General features: G+C 53.9%; 18 protein-coding genes and 1 tRNA gene. 12 read left to right on the forward strand and 7 right to left on the reverse strand.

The window, feature by feature from the left end; all coding sequences use genetic code 11:
- Nucleotides 1–66 precede the first annotated feature (66 nt).
- The 3 genes from C0557_RS01595 to pepA all read right to left on the reverse strand — a co-directional run bounded on the left by C0557_RS01595 (nucleotide 67) and on the right by pepA (nucleotide 5,031).
- A complete protein-coding gene (locus C0557_RS01595; protein WP_208657256.1) occupies nucleotides 67–2,922 on the reverse strand; it encodes a valine--tRNA ligase in 2,856 nt (951 codons plus the stop codon).
- A complete protein-coding gene (holC, locus tag C0557_RS01600) occupies nucleotides 2,922–3,365 on the reverse strand; it encodes a DNA polymerase III subunit chi (protein WP_035887060.1) in 444 nt (147 codons plus the stop codon). Before holC ends, C0557_RS01595 begins: the two co-directional genes overlap by 1 nt.
- Nucleotides 3,366–3,519: 154 nt before the next feature.
- Nucleotides 3,520–5,031 (reverse strand): leucyl aminopeptidase, encoded by a 1,512-nt coding sequence (gene pepA / locus C0557_RS01605; protein WP_007372848.1) that lies wholly within the window; start codon nucleotides 5,029–5,031, stop codon nucleotides 3,520–3,522.
- Between the two features lie 153 nt (nucleotides 5,032–5,184).
- Between pepA and C0557_RS27250 the strand changes: the two genes are divergently transcribed.
- The 4 genes from C0557_RS27250 (at nucleotide 5,185) to C0557_RS01620 (ending at nucleotide 9,316) form a co-directional block, all read left to right on the forward strand.
- Nucleotides 5,185–5,235: a hypothetical protein gene (locus C0557_RS27250; protein WP_216637209.1), complete on the forward strand. Its 51-nt coding sequence runs from the start codon at nucleotides 5,185–5,187 to the stop codon at nucleotides 5,233–5,235.
- Between the two features lie 63 nt (nucleotides 5,236–5,298).
- Nucleotides 5,299–6,399, forward strand: a complete 1,101-nt coding sequence (gene lptF, locus C0557_RS01610) for an LPS export ABC transporter permease LptF (protein ID WP_208657257.1) — start codon at nucleotides 5,299–5,301, stop codon at nucleotides 6,397–6,399.
- The gene (lptG, locus tag C0557_RS01615; protein WP_074774376.1) at nucleotides 6,399–7,481 is read left to right on the forward strand and encodes an LPS export ABC transporter permease LptG; all 1,083 of its coding nucleotides are present in this window, start codon (nucleotides 6,399–6,401) and stop codon (nucleotides 7,479–7,481) included. The genes lptF and lptG overlap by 1 nt, the downstream gene beginning before the upstream one ends.
- 200 nt (nucleotides 7,482–7,681) lie before the next feature.
- The gene (locus C0557_RS01620; RefSeq protein ID WP_208657258.1) at nucleotides 7,682–9,316 is read left to right on the forward strand and encodes a dihydroxyacetone kinase subunit DhaK; all 1,635 of its coding nucleotides are present in this window, start codon (nucleotides 7,682–7,684) and stop codon (nucleotides 9,314–9,316) included.
- Nucleotides 9,317–9,368: 52 nt separating this feature from the next.
- On the opposite strand, the gene C0557_RS27255 is transcribed toward C0557_RS01620, so the two are convergent.
- On the reverse strand, nucleotides 9,369–9,569 hold the full coding sequence (locus C0557_RS27255; RefSeq protein WP_217273280.1) for a hypothetical protein: 201 nt from the start codon (nucleotides 9,567–9,569) through the stop codon (nucleotides 9,369–9,371).
- Between the two features lie 192 nt (nucleotides 9,570–9,761).
- Nucleotides 9,762–10,799, reverse strand: a complete 1,038-nt coding sequence (locus C0557_RS01625; RefSeq protein ID WP_074774381.1) for an NAD(P)-dependent alcohol dehydrogenase — start codon at nucleotides 10,797–10,799, stop codon at nucleotides 9,762–9,764.
- 235 nt (nucleotides 10,800–11,034) lie between these two features.
- On the opposite strand from C0557_RS01625, the gene C0557_RS01630 reads away from it, so the two are divergent.
- From C0557_RS01630 to C0557_RS01655, 6 genes are read left to right on the forward strand one after another with little or no spacing between them, the layout of a single operon-like run.
- Nucleotides 11,035–11,682, forward strand: coding sequence for a DUF2589 domain-containing protein (locus C0557_RS01630; protein ID WP_208657259.1), 648 nt, complete (start codon nucleotides 11,035–11,037; stop codon nucleotides 11,680–11,682).
- Nucleotides 11,683–11,736: 54 nt separating this feature from the next.
- Nucleotides 11,737–12,435, forward strand: a complete 699-nt coding sequence (locus tag C0557_RS01635; RefSeq protein WP_208657260.1) for a DUF2589 domain-containing protein — start codon at nucleotides 11,737–11,739, stop codon at nucleotides 12,433–12,435.
- A complete protein-coding gene (locus C0557_RS01640; RefSeq protein ID WP_208657261.1) occupies nucleotides 12,428–12,883 on the forward strand; it encodes a lysozyme in 456 nt (151 codons plus the stop codon). Before C0557_RS01635 ends, C0557_RS01640 begins: the two co-directional genes overlap by 8 nt.
- A 19-nt stretch (nucleotides 12,884–12,902) precedes the next feature.
- The gene (locus C0557_RS01645; RefSeq protein WP_208657262.1) at nucleotides 12,903–13,373 is read left to right on the forward strand and encodes a ribonuclease; all 471 of its coding nucleotides are present in this window, start codon (nucleotides 12,903–12,905) and stop codon (nucleotides 13,371–13,373) included.
- A 56-nt stretch (nucleotides 13,374–13,429) separates the two neighbouring features.
- Nucleotides 13,430–13,843: a hypothetical protein gene (locus tag C0557_RS01650; RefSeq protein ID WP_074774393.1), complete on the forward strand. Its 414-nt coding sequence runs from the start codon at nucleotides 13,430–13,432 to the stop codon at nucleotides 13,841–13,843.
- Complete coding sequence (locus C0557_RS01655; protein WP_208657263.1) at nucleotides 13,840–14,220, forward strand: hypothetical protein; 381 nt, start codon at nucleotides 13,840–13,842, stop codon at nucleotides 14,218–14,220. Before C0557_RS01650 ends, C0557_RS01655 begins: the two co-directional genes overlap by 4 nt.
- A gap of 140 nt (nucleotides 14,221–14,360) precedes the next feature.
- Here the strand turns inward: C0557_RS01655 and C0557_RS01660 are convergent, their stop codons facing one another.
- On the reverse strand, nucleotides 14,361–14,960 hold the full coding sequence (locus C0557_RS01660; RefSeq protein ID WP_007372859.1) for a response regulator transcription factor: 600 nt from the start codon (nucleotides 14,958–14,960) through the stop codon (nucleotides 14,361–14,363).
- 411 nt (nucleotides 14,961–15,371) lie between these two features.
- Between C0557_RS01660 and C0557_RS01665 the strand changes: the two genes are divergently transcribed.
- A tRNA-Leu gene (locus C0557_RS01665) sits at nucleotides 15,372–15,456 on the forward strand.
- Between the two features lie 164 nt (nucleotides 15,457–15,620).
- Entirely contained in the window at nucleotides 15,621–16,892 is a 1,272-nt protein-coding gene (locus tag C0557_RS01670) for an integrase arm-type DNA-binding domain-containing protein (RefSeq protein ID WP_208657264.1), read from the forward strand.
- A 624-nt stretch (nucleotides 16,893–17,516) separates the two neighbouring features.
- Here the strand turns inward: C0557_RS01670 and C0557_RS01675 are convergent.
- Nucleotides 17,517–18,446 carry a hypothetical protein gene (locus tag C0557_RS01675; protein ID WP_208657265.1) on the reverse strand — a complete coding sequence of 310 codons (930 nt, stop codon included), beginning with the start codon at nucleotides 18,444–18,446 and terminating at the stop codon, nucleotides 17,517–17,519.
- Nucleotides 18,447–18,461: the final 15 nt, after the last annotated feature.

The following is an 18,461-nucleotide window of genomic DNA, read 5'->3' on the forward strand; positions in this document are numbered from 1 at the left end:
GGCCAATCGACCGAAGGGATAAAAAAAGCCGGGCATCGTAGCCCGGCTTTTCATGCCTGAAGAGGATTACAGCGCGGCGATGACGGCCTGCTGTTCAACCAGCTTCGCTTTCGCCTGAGCATAACCGTCCAGTTTTTCACGCTCTTTCGCGATCACCGCTTCCGGTGCGCGTGCGACAAAACCTTCGTTGCCCAGCTTGCTTTCGATACGACCAATTTCCTGCTCGACTTTCGCCACTTCTTTCGCCAGACGCGCCAGCTCGGCTTCTTTGTCGATCAGACCCGCCATCGGGATCAGCAGCTCTGCGCCATCGATAATTTTCGTGACCGACACCGGCCCTTTATCATCGGCTGGCAGCACGGTGATGCTTTCCAGACGCGCCAGCGTTTGCAGGAAGTTGCGGTTATCGTTCACGCGACGCATCGCCTCTTCGCTGCAACCGCGCAGCAGCAGATCCAGCGGTTTACCCGGCGCGATATTCATCTCGGCGCGAATATTACGCACGGCGATAATCGCCTGTTTCAGCCACTCGGTATCAGCCAGCGCTTTTTCGTCAACCTGCGACGCATCGTACTGCGGGAACGGCTGCAGCATGATGGTGTCGGCGGTAATGCCTTTCAGCACTTTCACGCGCTGCCAGATAGTTTCAGTGATAAACGGAATTATCGGATGCGCGAGGCGCAGCAAACCTTCCAGCACTGTCACCAGCGTATTGCGGGTGCCGCGCAGTTCGGTTTCCGAACCACCGTTCATGACCGGTTTGGCTAGCTCCAGATACCAGTCGCAGAACTGGTTCCAGGTGAATTCGTACAGAATCCCTGCGGCGATATCGAAGCGGAAGTTGTCCAGCGCTTCGCGGTACGCTTTGATGGTCTGGTTGAATTCAGCGAGGATCCAGCGGTCAGCCAGCGACAGCACCTTTTCACCGCCGTTAAAGCCGCAGTCCTGATCTTCGGTGTTCATCAGCACAAAGCGGCTGGCGTTCCACAGCTTGTTACAGAAGTTACGGTAGCCTTCCAGACGCTTCATATCCCAGTTGATATCGCGACCGGTTGAAGCCAGCGCCGCCAGCGTGAAGCGCAGGGCGTCGGTGCCGTGCGGCTCAATGCCGTCCGGGAACTGTTTCTCGGTGCGCTTACGGATTTTCTCCGCCAGCTGCGGCTGCATCATGTTGCCGGTACGTTTCTCCAGCAGATCCGCCAGCGAAATGCCGTCAACCATATCCAGCGGGTCAATCACGTTGCCTTTGGATTTGGACATCTTCTGCCCTTCGTCATCGCGGATAAGACCGGTCATGTAGACGGTCTTGAACGGCACCTGAGGCTTGCCGTTTTCATCTTTGATGAAGTGCATGGTCATCATGATCATGCGCGCGATCCAGAAGAAGATGATGTCGAAGCCGGAGACCATCACGCTGGTCGGATGGAACTGACGCAGCGCATCGGTATTTTCCGGCCAGCCGAGCGTGGAGAAAGTCCACAGCGCGGAGGAGAACCAGGTATCCAGCACGTCATCGTCCTGACGCAGCGCGATATCAGCCGCCAGGTTATTTTCCTGACGCACTTCCTCTTCGCTGCGGCCAACGTAGACGTTGCCGTCGTTGTCATACCACGCCGGAATGCGGTGACCCCACCACAACTGACGGGAGATACACCAGTCCTGAATATCGCGCATCCAGGAGAAATACATGTTTTCGTACTGCTTTGGCACGAACTGGATATCGCCGTTTTCCACCGCTTCAACCGCCGGTTTCGCCAGCACATCGGCACGCACGTACCACTGGTCGGTCAGCATCGGTTCAATAACCACGCCGCCGCGATCGCCGTACGGAACGGTCAGGTCGTGCGGTTTAATCTCTTCCAGCAGGCTGAGCGCGTCCACGGCGGCAACCATTGCTTTACGCGCGGCAAAACGCTCCAGATTCTGGAATTCTGCCGGGATATCCGCCGGGTAAACGTCTGATTCGTTGCCGTTGGTATCGTAAACCTGCGCGCTTTCACGGATATCGCCGTCAAAGGTCAGGATGTTGATCATTGGCAGCTTGTGGCGACGGCCCACTTCGTAGTCGTTAAAGTCGTGCGCCGGGGTGATTTTCACGCAGCCGGTGCCTTTTTCCATGTCGGCGTGTTCATCGCCAACGATCGGAATACGACGGTTAACCAGCGGCAGTACCACGAACTTACCAATCAGATCTTTGTAACGCGGGTCTTCCGGGTTGACGGCCACGCCGGTATCGCCCAGCAGGGTTTCCGGACGGGTGGTGGCAACCACCAGATAATCTTTACCGTCAGCGGTTTTGGCGCCGTCGGCCAGCGGATAGCGGATATGCCACATTGAGCCTTTCGACTCGCGGTTTTCCACTTCGAGGTCGGAAATCGCCGTGCGCAGTTTCGGATCCCAGTTTACCAGGCGTTTGCCGCGGTAAATCAGATCTTCTTTATACAGGCGGACAAACACCTCTTTAACCGCGTTGGAGAGGCCTTCATCCATGGTGAAGCGCTCGCGCTCCCAGTCCACGGAGTTGCCAAGACGACGCATCTGGTTGGTGATGGTGCCGCCGGATTCGGCTTTCCACTGCCAGATTTTGTCGATAAACGCGTCGCGACCGTAATCGTGGCGGGTTTTCCCTTCTTCTGCGGCAATTTTACGTTCAACCACCATCTGGGTTGCGATACCAGCATGGTCAGTACCCACCTGCCAGAGGGTGTTTTTCCCCTGCATGCGCTGGTAGCGGATCATGGTGTCCATGATGGTCTGCTGGAAGGCGTGGCCCATATGCAAACTACCGGTGACGTTCGGCGGCGGGATCATGATGCAGAAGCTTTCCTGGCTTTCATCACCGTTCGGTTTGAAATAGCCCTGCTTTTCCCACTGCTCGTACAGCGGCTGTTCGATATCTTTGGGGTTGTATGTCTTTTCCATTATTTCCAGGTTGCCGTGTTCAGGTTGAAACCGGCCACGCGGTAGGCTTTATAGCGTTCGCGCGCCAGTTGTTTCAGAGAGTCTTCGTAAGGGACGAAGTCTACCACTTCTGTGAAAGCGGTGGCAAAATCTGCAAATTCCGCGCGCAGGCTGATAAGAATATCGCGCGGGCTGCTGTTGCGCTTTTGCGGCCAGGCCAGTTCGACCGGTGCACCGCCGCGCGGCCCTTCACCTGCCAGATTGTGCGGCACAAAACTCTCCGCCGGGCGCGCCCATAATGCTTCATCCAGCCGAATCGCCTGCTGCTCATCGGCACAGGCAATCAGCACGCGCTTGCCGTTACGCCAACGTTCTGCGGCAATTTCACACACCAGTTGCTCAACGGCGCTTAAGCCGTCAACGGCGTTATCATTGTCCAGAAGGTAGAACGTCGCATTTTTCATATATGGGGCTTTTGGTTGAGGTTTTAAATGCAAAGCCCGGTGGCGCTACGCTTACCGGGCCTACGAAATACTGTGCACCAAATTATCGGCCGGGTTTGTAGGCCGGATAAGCGTAGCGCCATCCGGCAATCAACGCGCCTCCGGCCTGGCAAACTTACTCTTCGCCGTTAAACCCGGCGCGGTTCAGCAGGAACTGCGACAGCATCGCCACCGGACGACCGGTTGCGCCTTTGGCTTTGCCGGAGCGCCATGCGGTGCCAGCGATATCCAGGTGCGCCCAGTTGTATTTACGGGCAAAGCGCGACAGGAAGCAACCCGCGGTGATAGCACCGCCAGGACGGCCGCCGATGTTCGCCATATCCGCAAAGTTGGATTCCAGCTGATCCTGGTACTCATCGCCCAGCGGTAAACGCCATGCGCGGTCGCCAGCCTGCTCGGACGCGCCAATCAGTTCGTGCGCCAGCGGGTTGTGGTTCGACAGCAGACCGGTGATGTGATGGCCAAGGGCAATCACGCACGCGCCGGTCAGCGTCGCGACGTCGATCACCGCTTCCGGCTCGAAGCGCTCAACGTAGGTCAGCACATCGCACAGCACCAGACGGCCTTCGGCGTCGGTATTCAGCACTTCGACCGTCTGGCCGGACATGGTGGTCAGCACATCGCCCGGACGATACGCGCGCCCGCCCGGCATGTTTTCACAGCCTGCCAGCACGCCAATCACGTTCAGCGGCAGTTGCAGTTCGGCCACCATGCGCATCACGCCGTACACCGCCGCCGCGCCGCACATGTCGTACTTCATCTCGTCCATGCCTTCGGCAGGTTTGATGGAGATACCGCCGGAGTCGAAGGTCAGGCCTTTACCGACCAGCACAATCGGACGCGCGTCTTCCGACGGGTTGCCTTTGTACTCAATCACCGACATCAGCGACTCGTTCTGCGAGCCCTGGCCGACAGCCAGGTACGAGTGCATGCCCAGTTCGCGCATCTGCTGTTCGCCAATCACGCGGGTCAGGACGTTTTTGCTGTAGGTGTCCGCCAGCTGGCGCGCCTGCGAAGCGAGGTACGCGGCATTACAGATATTCGGCGGCATATTGCCGAGATCTTTGGCTGCTTTAATCCCCGCAGAGATAGCCAGACCGTGCTGGATAGCGCGTTCGCCGCTGGTTAACTCGCGACGTGTCGGCACGTTGAAGACCATTTTACGCAGCGGACGACGCGGTTCGATTTTGTTGGTTTTCAGTTGATCGAAGCTGTACAGAGTCTCTTTCGCTGTCTCTACGGCCTGGCGCACTTTCCAGTAGGTGTTGCGCCCTTTGACATGCAGTTCGGTCAGGAAGCAGACGGCTTCCATCGAGCCCGTATCATTCAGGGTGTTTATCGTTTTCTGAATGACCTGCTTGTACTGGCGCTCATCCAGTTCACGCTCTTTACCGCAGCCAATCAGCAAAATACGCTCGGAGAGGACATTCGGTACGTGGTGAAGCAGCAGGGTTTGTCCTGGCTTACCTTCCAGCTCTCCGCGACGGAGCAGCGCGCTGATGTAGCCATCGCTGATCTTATCGAGTTGCTCGGCGATCGGGGAGAGTCGGCGCGGTTCAAAGACACCCACAACGATGCAGGCACTACGCTGTTTCTCCGGGCTACCGCTTTTTACACTGAACTCCATGCACTACGCTCCTGAATCTTAAAGACAACGGCGGCGGCTACGGATAGAATTGCAAGCTTACGTAACTCATGTCCGCTGTTGCGATGACTTCGTGTTAATCTTAATGGTACTTCGGTTTCGGCACGTCAGAATCAGCTCTTACGCACCCATCCGCTGAGTATATTAATCTTAGCGATGATTTCGACGACTCAAGAGAATAAATGACGTTTAAGCCATGAAACAAGCGATTTTCCAGGAAAAAGACTGGTTTTTACGGGCGTATTTAAAGTGATAATCATAAGATATCTGGTGCGGGAGACGCTAAAAAGCCAGCTTGCGATCCTATTCATCCTGCTTCTGATTTTCTTCTGTCAGAAACTGGTGAGGATTTTAGGCGCAGCCGCTGATGGCGAAATCCCAACAAACCTCGTGCTCTCGCTGCTGGGGCTGGGCGTGCCGGAGATGGCGCAGCTTATCCTGCCGTTGAGTCTGTTCCTTGGCCTGCTAATGACGCTGGGCAAACTCTATACCGAAAGTGAAATCACGGTGATGCACGCCTGCGGTCTGAGCCGTGCGGTGCTGATCAAAGCCGCCATGGTGCTGGCGCTGTTTACCGGCATTATCGCTGCGGTTAACGTCATGTGGGCTGGCCCCTGGTCATCCCGTCATCAGGATCAAGTGCTGGCGGATGCCAAAGCGAACCCCGGTATGGCGGCGCTGGCGCAGGGGCAGTTCCAGCAGGCGACAGACGGCAGCTCGGTGCTGTTTATTGAAGGCGTCGAAGGCAGCCGCTTTCATAACGTATTCCTTGCGCAGATCCGCCCCAAAGGCAATGCGCGCCCGTCAGTGGTGGTGGCGGATTCCGGCCAGCTTTCCCAGCATAAAGACGGTTCCCAGGTGGTGACGCTCAACACCGGCACACGCTTTGAGGGCACCGCTATGCTGCGCGACTTCCGCATCACTGATTTCCAGAACTACCAGGCGATCATCGGCCATCAGACCGTCGCGCTCGATCCGAGCGATACCGAACAGATGGACATGCGTACGTTGTTCAAGACGGACAACCCGCGCGCCAGCGCGGAGCTGCACTGGCGCTTAACGCTGGTCTTTACCGTGGTGATGATGGCGCTGATGGTCGTGCCGCTGAGCGTGGTTAACCCGCGTCAGGGACGCGTGTTATCGATGCTGCCCGCAATGCTGCTGTATCTCGTGTTCTTCCTGTTGCAGACCACGCTTCGCTCAAACGGCGCGAAGGGTAAGCTGGATCCGATGATCTGGATGTGGGCGGTTAACCTGGCCTACCTGGCGCTGGCTGTGGTGCTGAACCTGTGGGATACGGTGCCGATGCGCCGGGTTCGCGCCCGTTTTACGCGTAAAGGAGCGGTATAATGCAGGCTTTTGGCGTACTTGACCGCTATATCGGGAAAACCATCTTTTCCACCATCATGATGACGCTGTTCATGCTGGTGTCGCTCTCCGGCATTATCAAATTTGTCGATCAGTTGAAAAAAGCCGGGCAGGGGAGCTACGACGCGCTGGGCGCCGGGATGTACACCATTCTCAGCGTGCCGAAAGATATCCAGATCTTCTTCCCGATGGCCGCGCTGCTTGGTGCGTTACTCGGTCTGGGCATGCTGGCGCAGCGCAGCGAGCTGGTGGTGATGCAGGCTTCCGGCTACACCCGCATGCAGGTGGCGCTGTCAGTGATGAAAACCGCTATTCCGCTGGTTTTGCTGACCATGGCGATTGGCGAATGGGTTGCGCCGCAAGGCGAGCAGATGGCGCGTAACCAGCGTGCGCAGTCGATGTACGGCGGTTCGCTGCTCTCCACGCAGGCCGGGCTGTGGGCGAAAGACGGCAACAACTTTATCTACATCGAACGTGTGAAAGGTGATGATGAGCTTGGCGGCGTCAGTATTTATGCCTTCAACGATCAGCGTCGTTTGCAATCGGTGCGCTATGCCGCGTCGGCTAAATTCGATGCGGAGAACAAAATCTGGCGGCTGTCGCAGGTGGATGAATCGAACCTGACCGATCCGAAACAAGTGACCGGCTCGCAGACCGTCAGCGGCATCTGGAAAACCAACCTCACGCCGGACAAACTCGGCGTAGTGGCGCTCGATCCTGATGCGCTCTCGATCAGCGGTCTGCACAACTATGTGAAGTACCTGAAGTCGAGCGGCCAGGATTCCGGCCGTTATCAGCTCAATATGTGGAGCAAAGTCTTCCAGCCGCTGTCGGTGGCGGTCATGATGCTGATGGCGCTGTCGTTTATCTTTGGCCCGCTGCGTAGCGTGGCGATGGGCGTGCGCGTGGTGACGGGCATCAGCTTCGGCTTCGTTTTCTACGTGCTGGATCAGATTTTTGGCCCGCTGACGCTGGTGTATGGCATCCCGCCAGTGGTCGGCGCGCTGCTGCCGAGCGCCTCGTTCTTCCTGATTAGCTTGTGGCTGATGATGCGCAAAAGCTAATACAGCAATAATGTTCTGTATTGCATAGAGAGAGGCTGCGGCCTCTCTTTTTTTTCGCCAAAGGCACAGAGATGTTGCAGTGGCTTATCCGTATCCGGGACGCTCCACGCCGTAACGGCTTTCAGTAAATTCTGTTCTTTGCCACGTCCGGTGTGCTTCGGGCTATGATTGAGTAACGATTCACAACATTTAGGGAAATTATGTCCAGGTTCTTTTTCAATGACCGCAAACAACTGGTCAATGACGCCATTGAAGGCTTAGTGATCTCCGCGCCGCACGGCAACCTTGTCCGACTCGATATTGATCCCGCCATTCGCATTGTGGCCCGCGCGGACTGGGATAAAAGCCGCGTAGCGGTGATTTCCGGCGGGGGTTCCGGTCATGAACCGGCGCATGCTGGCTTTGTCGGCAAAGGCATGCTGACTGCCGCCGTCTGCGGCGATGTGTTTGCTTCACCCAGCGTTGATGCGGTGCTGAACGCCATTGTGGCGGTGACCGGCGATCGCGGCTGCCTGTTGATTGTTAAAAACTACACCGGCGATCGCCTTAACTTCGGCCTTGCGGCGGAAAAAGCCAAGCGCTACGGCCTGAAAGTCGAGATGGTGATCGTCGCCGACGATATCGCCCTGCCGGATAACAAACAGCCGCGCGGCATCGCCGGAACGGCGCTGGTGCATAAGATTGCCGGCCATGCCGCCGATCAGGGTAAATCGCTGAGTGAAGTGCGCGACATCGCGCAAAAGGCCTGCGATAACGTCTACAGCCTGGGGCTGGCGATGGAGACCTGCAACCTGCCGGGCAGCGAAGAGGAAGGGCGTATTCAGCGCGGCAAGGTCGAGCTGGGGCTGGGGATTCACGGCGAGCCGGGCGCCTCGATTGTCGATACGCAGAACAGCAAGTCGCTTATCGATACGCTGGTGAAACCGCTGAAAGCCGCGGTGGGCGACGATCGCGTCGCCGTGCTGATCAACAACCTTGGCGGCGTTTCGGCGCTTGAGATGGCGCTGCTGACCAAAGAGCTGGCGCATTCGGCGTTGAAAGATCAAATTGCGTATTTGATTGGCCCTGCGCCGCTGGTCAGTTCGCTGGATATGAAAGGTTTTTCCCTGTCGTTGCTGCGCCTGAATGACGCGTTCGAGCAGGCGATTTGCGCGAATGCGCAAACCGTTGGCTGGCAAAAACCGGTGGCGTTCGCGCCGATGAAAACCCAGCAGCACAATGCGGTGTATGACGGGCTGGAGATTGAACCTTCAGACAATCCACAGGTAAAAGCGCTGGTCGGCACGGCGGTGCAGACGTTGATCGGCCTGGAAAATCGCCTGAACGCGCTGGATGCGAAAGTGGGCGATGGCGATACCGGTTCGACCTTCGCCGAAGGCGCGCGTGAGATTGGCCGACTGCTGGAAGAAGACGCGCTGCCGCTGAATAACACCGCGCAGTTGCTGCAACTGATTGGCGAACGGCTGGCAACGGTAATGGGCGGCTCCAGCGGCGTACTGATGTCGATCTTCTTTACTGCGGCAGGCCAGGCGATACACAGCGGTACAGCGCTGCCAGAGGCGTTATTGCTGGGGCTAAAACAGATGAAGCACTACGGCGGGGCGGATCTGGGCGATCGTACGCTGATCGATGCGCTGCAACCGGCGCTGGAGGCGTTGCGTGACAACGGGCTGGATGCCGCCGTCTCTGCGGCGAAAAGTGGGGCTGCCAGTACGGCAACCATGCAAAAAGCCGGTGCCGGGCGCTCGTCGTACGTTAACAGTGAAAACCTTGATGGTGTGAGCGATCCCGGCGCGGTGGCGATTGCCGAAGTGTTTGCCGCTATCGCGAAATAGAGCGAAACCGCCATCCGGCAAAATTGCCCGGTGGCGCTGGCGCTTACCGGGCCTACGCACCACATGCCAGAGCAATCAACCTGTAGGCCGGATAAGGCGCAGCCGCCATCCGGCGCAATTGCCCGGTGGCGCTGGCGCTTACCGGGCCTACGCACCACATGCCAGAGCAACCCGCCTGTAGGCCGGATAAGGTGCAGCCGCCATCCGGCAAAATTGCCCGGTGGCGCTGGCGCTTACCGTGCCTGGGCACCACATGTCAGAGCAACCCGTCTGTAGGCCGGATACGGTGCCGCCGCCATCCGGCATTTATTTCAATGTTGTGGAATGGTTTCGTTGATCGGCGTTCTGTGGTTTCTGAAATCTCGCCTCTAGTGAACGTGAAAAGGGGGACTACCGTGTCCCCCTTATCACTCCCCTGCGCGATCAATTTGTGGATCGGGCAAAGCTACGCTTCCACTCCGTTCTGGAAATCTGCCTTTAACACCACGCGGTAGCGGGCTTTCCCGTCGCGCACGTGCTGCAAGGCTTCATTGATTCGCGACATCGGGAACATCTCGGTGGTTGGCGCGACTTTGGCGCGTCCGGCAAACTTCATCAGCTTGCGCAGCTCAAACGGCGTGCCGGTTGCCGAACCCGATACGCTGCGGTCACCGGCGATCAGGGTAAATGCCGGGACTTCCAGCGGCTTCAGCACGGCACCCACCGTGTGGAAATGGCCGCCGTGGGTCAGCGCTTCAAAATAAGGCTGCCAGTTAAGATCAACGTTAACGGTGTTGATGATCAGATCGTACTGACCCGCCAGCGCTTTCAATGCCTCCGGATCGCGGCTGTTCACCACATAGTCGGCACCCATAATCCGCACTTCCGCTTCTTTCGCCGGATTTGAACTGAACGCCGTCACTTCACAGCCCATGGCATGCAGCAGCTTGATGGCGATATGCCCGAGGCCGCCAATACCAATCACGCCGACGCGGCTGGTCGCGGTGATGTTGTGCATCAGCAGCGGTTTAAACACGGTAATGCCCCCGCACAGCAGCGGCCCGGCGGTTTCGATATCGATGCTGTCCGGCAGCGGAATCACCCACTGCCAGTCGGCGCGGATCTTATCGGCAAAACCGCCGCGATTCAGAATGGTCGGCACCGCGCCTTCCAGACAGTTAATATGGTTGCCGTCGATACAGGCATCGCAGTGCCCGCAGCTGCGCGCCGTCCAGCCGATGCCCACGCGCTGGCCCACTTTTAATCCTTTGTTTTGCGCGGCGCTACCCAGCTCCACCACGCGGCCAATCACTTCATGCCCGGCAACCAGCGGGTACTGGGAGAAGCCCCATTCGTTGTCGATCATCGACAAGTCTGAATGGCAGATACCGCAATAATCCACCTGTACTTCCACATCTTCTGCCGCCAGCGGGCCGGCATCGTATTCCTGTAATTCAAGCGCGGCGCCGGCCTGCGGCGCGACGTAATTTTTGATGATGCTCATTACGGATTCCTTAGGTTTTTAGGGGGACGCATGAAGTGTAGGGCATCTGGCGCTTGCCCGGCAGAATGTCGCGCGTCTGACCGCCCGTTTCGCCAAAGCCATGCCTTCCGTCCTGGGCCATTTTCCCTGCTTTAACCCGTCATCCAGCCAATATTTTCAGACTTTCCCGGCCTGTAGTGTGGGTCCTGCGAATTCGCAACACGATGTTTCTGTACAACTCACAGGAGTACGCATTATGGATTCACAATTCATTGGATCGGTCATTAATGCACTACCGCTGGAACATATGATCGGCGGCCCGTTGCAGGCAATGATCAAAGCACAGGTACAGGCAAGTAAGGCCTACGCCGACTTCCTGCTCTCTGTCTGTATTAAGGATGGTAAAGCGGAGTCGGTGCAGTTCGATTACGACGAAACCGTGGTTGACGACAAAGGCGTGATTCAGGGCGTGGTGAAAAAAACCATGCGCATCCCGCTGCTGGCGGCCATCTCTCACCCGAACATCAGCATCGAAGAAGGGACCATCGACTTCGAACTGGAAGTCTCGCAGAGCGAAGCCAGCAGCAGCCAGACCGAAGCGGAAGCCTCGCTGGAAGCCTCCGTCGGCTGGGGACCGTTCAGCGTCAAAATCAGCGGACGTGTTTCGCATAAAGATCAGCAAACCCGCTCCACCGATACCCGCGCGAAATACAGCATCCACACCCAGGTCAAACGTCAGCCGCCGCCGGAAGCGCTGATGCGCGTGATTGATTTTCTGACGGATGCCGCAACACGCCCGGCTGTTCTGCCGTCTGAGGCGCAAAAGCTGGAATCGAAACAGCTTGATGCCTATCCCGAAACGTCTACTGGCGCTGAAAAAGCCCCGGCTGACGCAACGCGTTAATTCTGATGTTCACGCTGAGGCTGCGTTGCAGCCTCATTTTTCACGGAGCGCACTATGTCAATGAAAGACTGGCTTCGCGGCAACCGGAATACGCAAGAGAAGGCGAGCGAGCAGCCTACGGCTCCGCCGGACGAGCGCGTCGGAATGTCGCCCGACGATCCGCCGACAGAAGAGAGCAGCGGGTTGCCGCCTGCGGATCCTCCCTCTTCGGATCTCCCGCCCGATCCGCCGCCGCCGGAAAGCCCGCCACCCGGCGGCCCGGTTGGGGCACCTCTCTCGCTGGCGGATATCACGCGCGGGATGCAGCACGCCGCCTCGGCGGCAAACCAGCTTATCGCGCATCAATACATGCAGGCGCTGGACCCCTTTTTTGAGCACAGCGATGACGGGAGGCTGGTGCCAAAAGTCGTCGAAATGGCGCTGGATGATCAACATCACTTTGCCTTGCCGCTGGTGGCGCTCTCCACGCCGCGCGGGCTGATGCTGGACAAAATGAAGGTCTTTTTGACGGTGCGGACCGATGCCGTTGAGCAGCAGAGCGCGGTTTCCGGCACGCCCGATGACACGGTTGGCCGTTTCCTCGTCAGCATGTCGCCGCCGAGCCGCGAAGGCAGCGGTCGCGACAGCGGGCATGTGGACATTGAAATGCAGTTCACCGTGCTGGAACCGCCGGAAAGCGTGATGCGACTGATTGAAGAGTACACCCGACAAGTTCTTCCCCAATCTAACGTGAGGAGTGATGACAATGGCTAATCAACCAGCAAATACCGGCGCGGCCGGGTTGACGTTAATTAAGTCTTTTGAAGGGCTAAGCCTGGAGAAGTACCGCGATGCGGTCGGTAAATGGACCATCGGCTACGGCCATTTGATTTTGCCCCATGAAAATTTCCCGCAGGCGTTAAGCAAGGTGGAAGCGGAAGATTTGTTGCGGGCGGATCTGGGGATGACCGAGCGCGGGGTGCATCGTCTCGTGATGGTCGATCTCAACCAGAACCAGTTCGATGCGCTGGTGGCGTTCGCCTTTAACGTCGGGCTGGGCAATTTGCAGAACTCGACGCTGCTGCGCCTGCTCAACCAGGGGCAATATCAGGAGGCGGCGGACCAGCTTCCGCGCTGGAATAAAGCCGGCGGCAAAATTCTCGCCGGCTTGACCCGTCGCCGCGACGCGGAACGTGCGCTGTTTATGGCACCCGTAAACTGAACTGACTGGAGGGATTCCAATGAAATACACACTGTCGATACTGTTTCTGGCTGTGTTAACCGCTGTACCGGCGTATGCCGACTTACCGCAATGCAGCGCGGTAGTACAAGCGGCCAACCAGCAACTGGCGAAACAGAACAACAAGACCGTGCAGGATGAGAAGAAACTGACGGCTCTGCTCAAAACGCTAAATCGTGATGATGTGCTGCCCGCTGAGTACGTGACCCGCGAACAGGCGATCAAATTGGGCTGGAGCGGGAAGGCGGAAGATTCGCTGTGGAGCATCTGGGCGCTGAACAAGAAGGTGTTGGGCGGCGATCCCTGGACCGGTAAGCCTGCGCCGGGGAAAGGAAAATGGTACAGCGCCGATGTCGATAGCGTACGCGGTCTGCGCAGTAACAAACATCTGATCTACAGCCCGGAAAGCACGACGCGTTATCTCACTACAGATAATGACGCGACAACCGTCACGCTTCCTCCTTGCCAGTAGTCAGTCTTGCGGCCTCATCCTATTCGTTGAGGCCGCCTGTTGAGGAGGAGATTGCCATGGTTGACGGTATTCAGATGTTAAGTCAGGGGCTGGCCGCGCTCGCCGGGTTATTTGGCGGGCTGAGCGTTTCGTTTTTCTGGCAACCGAAAAAATTGCATCAGCACGGTCGGCTGGCGGCTGGGGTGATTATCGGTGCCATTAGCGTCAGCACGACCTTCACGCTGGGCGGTTTTATTGCGCGCTGGCTGGGCATGAACTTCAAAGATAGCGATATCGCGATGGGTATTGGCTATTTTGTCGGCGCGATCAGCGTCGGGATGATTGCCTGGCTGGCTAACTTTTTTAACCGTCGGGAAGGGCACGATATTTTACAGGTTGCCGGCGAGCTAAAACGCGTCGCCCGTGGCGTAAAAGTTTCGCCATCGCGCCGCCGCGCGCCACGACGCCCTAAATCGGGAGATCCATCATGACGTTGAAACTCATTTTCTGGGCGGCCACGCTGGTGGATGGGGCGATTGCGGTGATTATTTTTGTCAGCGCCCTCAGTTCCCGCATGCCCAATATCCCCATCTGGTATCGCATTGGGTTATTAATTACCGCGTTAGGGTTTACCGTGCAGGGGTTTCTCAATCTTCCCTATTTGCTGTTCAATGTCATGTTAATGGCGCAAGAACTACCGTTCTGGATATTAAAAGATGTCGGTGTCGGCGTGATTGCTATTTATTATTTTTGCCACACGATGCGTAAAGATGAGAAGCCGAAAAAAACACCAGCACGTAAAAAAACGTCAATGGTTAAAAAAGCGACATCTTCCAGAGCGCCCCGCAAGACAACACCCGCCAAATAAAAGTCACAGCGTATCTGCGCTGCTGTAAATGTTGATGTTAAATATCTCTGGCAGGAGCATTATGCACGGGCATAGTGCTCCTTTATTTGCTCAGTGAGAAATGTAGCAACAATTAACTGTTAATAAAAATTCAGGCTGGACTATTCGTCCGAATACATCATCGCGGCTTGTGTGCGGTTATTCACATTCAGACGGCGGAAAATAGATTCCAGATGCGCTTTCACCGTACCGGCGCTGATATTTAACTGGCGGCTGATTTGCTTGTTGGATTCCCCGGCAGCCAGCAGCTTGAGGATTTCGCGCTGGCGCTCGCTGAGCCGTGCAATTGCGCCGTGTCCGCCATCCAGCAGCGTGATGCTTTCCTGCGGGAAACAGAGCATCCCCAGCGACGCGGTGCGTAGCGTCTGTGCGATGGTTTCCGGCGGTGAATCGCGTCTGACAAACGCAATCGCATGGTGATGCAGAAACTGCCTGAGTAATGTCGGCTGGCATTTATTCATCAGCATCACCACCGGAATAGTGGGGTGGTGCAATGCCAGCGTATCGAGTAATTCAAGACTTTCTGTTTTATTTCCGTCACCATCCAACAGAATTAACGATGCCGGAAATTCATTTAGTGTTTCATTAATTTCATTCTGATTATTCAGCCCTCGAATCTTCACATTAGGGATAAAGTGCGAAAGTACTGATGCCATTCCTTCAATAAATATCGACTGCTTGTCAATCATGAGTACATGCATGCGTCATCTCCACGTAAGAGCGTTCGTCAATGAGCCTGGTAATCATCAGAGTATTAAATGAAATGAAAAAAATGAAACAGGCTAATTGTCATAGGTCTTTTAACCGATATGGCAAATTAGCGAAGATGAAATAGATAACCCGATTAATAAAATATCATATATTAAAAATGGCCGTTTCGCTATTTTATAAATAATTAGCAGGGTGAGGATGATAAATAACATGAGAGAGAGGACAGGGAATTTCGAAAGGCGGGTTAATGTAGCGGATAACGCGCTGCGACAGGAAAAGGGAGCGCCAACAGCTTGACGCAGCGCTGGTTTTTTCATCACTTAGCAGCTGAACGCGAGATCGTGGCTTGCATAGCCGCGAGCGGCAGGTATAATCCCACACGTTTCCGCATCCCCTTCAGTGCCGAAGTGGCGAAATCGGTAGACGCAGTTGATTCAAAATCAACCGTAGAAATACGTGCCGGTTCGAGTCCGGCCTTCGGCACCAAGACCTCTTCCAAGACCATCCGAGAAAGTCCACCAAACCCTTTAAAATCAAGGCTTACAGCGATTTTTGTATCCGGTATTGTCCGAGTCCGTCCGTTGAAATCCAGGGGGCACTGGGGGCATAATTGGGGGCATCTTAACTTCGATTAGAAATGTGCCCCCAAAATGAAGCTCAACGCCAGACAGGTAGAGACCGCAAAGCCTAAAGACAAAACCTACAAAATGGCCGATGGCGGCGGTTTGTATCTTGAGGTTTCGGCCAAGGGCTCTAAATACTGGCGCATGAAATACCGACGACCCTCTGATAAAAAAGAGGATCGCCTTGCTTTTGGTGTCTGGCCTACTGTTACGCTTGCTCAAGCTAGAACAAAGCGCGATGAAGCTAAAAAGCTGTTAGTACAGGGCATCGACCCAAAAGCTGAACAGAAGGAAGCCCAGGCCGAAAACGCTGGGGCATATACTTTTCAAACCATCGCCCTCGAATGGCATGCGAGCAATAAGCGCTGGAGCGAAGACCATCGATCGCGCGTTCTTCGTTACCTTGAACTGTATATCTTTCCTTATATTGGCTCGTCTGATATCCGGCAGCTTAAAACCAGCCACCTGCTTGCCCCGATCAAGAAAGTTGATGCCAGCGGTAAGCATGATGTCGCGCAGCGCCTGCAACAACGTGTCACGGCCATTATGCGCTATGCCGTACAGAATGATTACATCGACTCAAACCCGGCCAGTGACATGGCTGGCGCGTTATCAACTACCAAAGTGCGGCATTACCCAGCTCTACCCTCAAGCCGGTTCCCTGAGTTTCTTGCTCGTCTTACTGCATATCGTGGCCGTGTGATGACACGTATCGCGGTCGAACTTTCATTGCTAACTTTTGTGCGCTCCAGCGAATTACGCTTCGCACGTTGGGATGAATTCGACTTCGATAAATCCCTTTGGCGTATACCAGCAAAACGAGAAGAGATTAAAGGCGTGCGTTACTCTTACCGTGGCATGAAGATGAAAGAGGAACATATCGTTCCCCTCAGTCGGCAAGCGATAGGGTTGCTAGAGCAGCTTAGGCAAATCAGCGGTGACAAAGAGCTTCTATTTCCGGGGGATCACGACGCAACGAAGGTGATGAGTGAAAACACGGTAAATAGTGCTTTGCGTGCCATGGGCTATGATACGAAAACTGAAGTCTGTGGGCATGGTTTCAGGACGATGGCACGGGGCGCATTAGGAGAGTCTGGATTATGGAGTGATGATGCCATAGAACGTCAATTGAGCCATACAGAGCGTAATAATGTGCGCGCAGCTTACATTCACACCTCTGAGCATTTGGATGAGCGCCGTCTAATGGTGCAATGGTGGGCTGATTATTTAGATTCCAACAAAAATGAAGGGATTGCTCCCTATGATTTTGCTAGTCGATTGAAAAAAAGCTTAGTCTAATCTAGCCAACCCGCATAAACGGGGCCGACTAGATTTGTAAGGTTTAGGAACTCGTATCAAGTGTTAAAAGAGCATGCATTCTTTTAACTATCATAATAATATTTAAGATTAGGTGTACGCATACGTATATAATTAATGGACACAATATGTGAGTTAATACATTAAATTTTAAAGTTATATTTGCTTTGTCAAAAAAATACTCGTGAGTTGAACTATGGAAATAACCATATGAATCAACTGAGTATAATGAAACTATAAAACATAATACAACTAATAACACACCACACAATATAGAATAGCAAATATTGTAGTAAAGCTCAGTTAATAGTGATTTCTTAGATTCGTAAAAAGTATCAATATCTTTTCTTTGTCTTATCTTTGATTCTTGATCATATACTAAGACAAGAACACTAAGTAGCAATGCTGTTAATATAGCGCTAAAGTTTACTAGTAATGATATTAGATCCTTTGTTATGCCACTCCCAAAAAAAGAAAATGAGGCAGCAACGATGAAAGGAAGGATAACAAAAGTGAATATATCCCACATGCTTATTTTTTTCGTGTCAGCATCACGTAAGGTTCTAAAGTGTCCTATAAGAACTTCGCATATGTTTACTTTTGAACTCATTGCGCTCTCCTTATATCAACTCCGCGATATAATAACTGAATGTATTCGCTGATAATAGAATCAACCAACTTATTTAACGATGTGATTTCAGGCATCCCGTCATTAAATACAACTTGTTCTTCATCGAATATAATTTCACAAACAGCACCTCTGGCTGTTGTTCCAATTCGAAAAGTCCTTTTTCTACCATCTCCTAGTTCTACAACTGTTTTAACTGTTTCTCCATATTCTTTTAGTATTTCAACTAATTGATATTGTTCGGAATCTCTGGTGAAATAGTCCCTTAGTCTTCCTAGTCCTGAGTTTCTGGGGGGTTTTATTACCAATTCTTGTTCATTATGACCTAGTTTCCGCGCTTGTTCAGCAACATCTTTTATTCCCTGAAATTTGGTTACTTTTATCTCTTTAGCAATGGCATCCATCCATTTTTCGATCGCTTTATCATATGCAAGAGGATTCATTTGAATTACAAGGTTGGTAACTCTTTTAAAATAATCAGAAAATAAATTCATAAAAAGGGTTTTGATACCATCCCCTCTGTATGTATGCAAAAAAGCCATCCCTTCGTTTACATCTCGAGGAATATAGAAATGTATATAATATCTTATTATTTCCGCATTGTTCTTTGTTTTTTCAAAATCAACATCGCCAGTTTCGATATTGATTATGTCAGTTTTTGTTCCGTAATATCCTGACTCAAACCATCCATAAATTTCACGATTGCTATCGTCACGAACAATTTCATTGAAACGAAAAACTTGTTTGGTTTGTTCGGAAATAATGTATCCATCATTATACTGTTCAATGAAGGTATATAATATATCCAATAAATCATGTTGTTTGATATTACTCAAGGCAGAGTAACGTTGTTCTTTTGCTGCATTAGGGTTATAGCAGCGAAAAAGATACGGTGCTAAGGCATGCATTTTAATCTCCTTTTT

The organism is Kosakonia sp. MUSA4 (assembly GCF_013085925.1).
Taxonomy (GTDB): domain Bacteria; phylum Pseudomonadota; class Gammaproteobacteria; order Enterobacterales; family Enterobacteriaceae; genus Kosakonia; species Kosakonia sacchari_B.

Excerpts from the sequence above, each read along its gene's own strand:
- C0557_RS01640 (WP_208657261.1), top strand. The coding sequence starts at position 12,428 with ATGGCTAATCAACCAGCAAATACCGGCGCGGCCGGGTTGACGTTAATT.
- C0557_RS01675 (WP_208657265.1), bottom strand. The coding sequence starts at position 18,446 with ATGCATGCCTTAGCACCGTATCTTTTTCGCTGCTATAACCCTAATGCA.
- C0557_RS01655 (WP_208657263.1), top strand. The coding sequence starts at position 13,840 with ATGACGTTGAAACTCATTTTCTGGGCGGCCACGCTGGTGGATGGGGCG.
- pepA (WP_007372848.1), bottom strand. The coding sequence starts at position 5,031 with ATGGAGTTCAGTGTAAAAAGCGGTAGCCCGGAGAAACAGCGTAGTGCC.
- holC (WP_035887060.1), bottom strand. The coding sequence starts at position 3,365 with ATGAAAAATGCGACGTTCTACCTTCTGGACAATGATAACGCCGTTGAC.
- C0557_RS01670 (WP_208657264.1), top strand. The coding sequence starts at position 15,621 with ATGAAGCTCAACGCCAGACAGGTAGAGACCGCAAAGCCTAAAGACAAA.
- C0557_RS01595 (WP_208657256.1), bottom strand. The coding sequence starts at position 2,922 with ATGGAAAAGACATACAACCCCAAAGATATCGAACAGCCGCTGTACGAG.
- C0557_RS01660 (WP_007372859.1), bottom strand. The coding sequence starts at position 14,960 with ATGCATGTACTCATGATTGACAAGCAGTCGATATTTATTGAAGGAATG.
- C0557_RS01630 (WP_208657259.1), top strand. The coding sequence starts at position 11,035 with ATGGATTCACAATTCATTGGATCGGTCATTAATGCACTACCGCTGGAA.
- C0557_RS01625 (WP_074774381.1), bottom strand. The coding sequence starts at position 10,799 with ATGAGCATCATCAAAAATTACGTCGCGCCGCAGGCCGGCGCCGCGCTT.
- C0557_RS01635 (WP_208657260.1), top strand. The coding sequence starts at position 11,737 with ATGTCAATGAAAGACTGGCTTCGCGGCAACCGGAATACGCAAGAGAAG.
- lptG (WP_074774376.1), top strand. The coding sequence starts at position 6,399 with ATGCAGGCTTTTGGCGTACTTGACCGCTATATCGGGAAAACCATCTTT.
- C0557_RS01645 (WP_208657262.1), top strand. The coding sequence starts at position 12,903 with ATGAAATACACACTGTCGATACTGTTTCTGGCTGTGTTAACCGCTGTA.
- C0557_RS01650 (WP_074774393.1), top strand. The coding sequence starts at position 13,430 with ATGGTTGACGGTATTCAGATGTTAAGTCAGGGGCTGGCCGCGCTCGCC.
- C0557_RS01620 (WP_208657258.1), top strand. The coding sequence starts at position 7,682 with ATGTCCAGGTTCTTTTTCAATGACCGCAAACAACTGGTCAATGACGCC.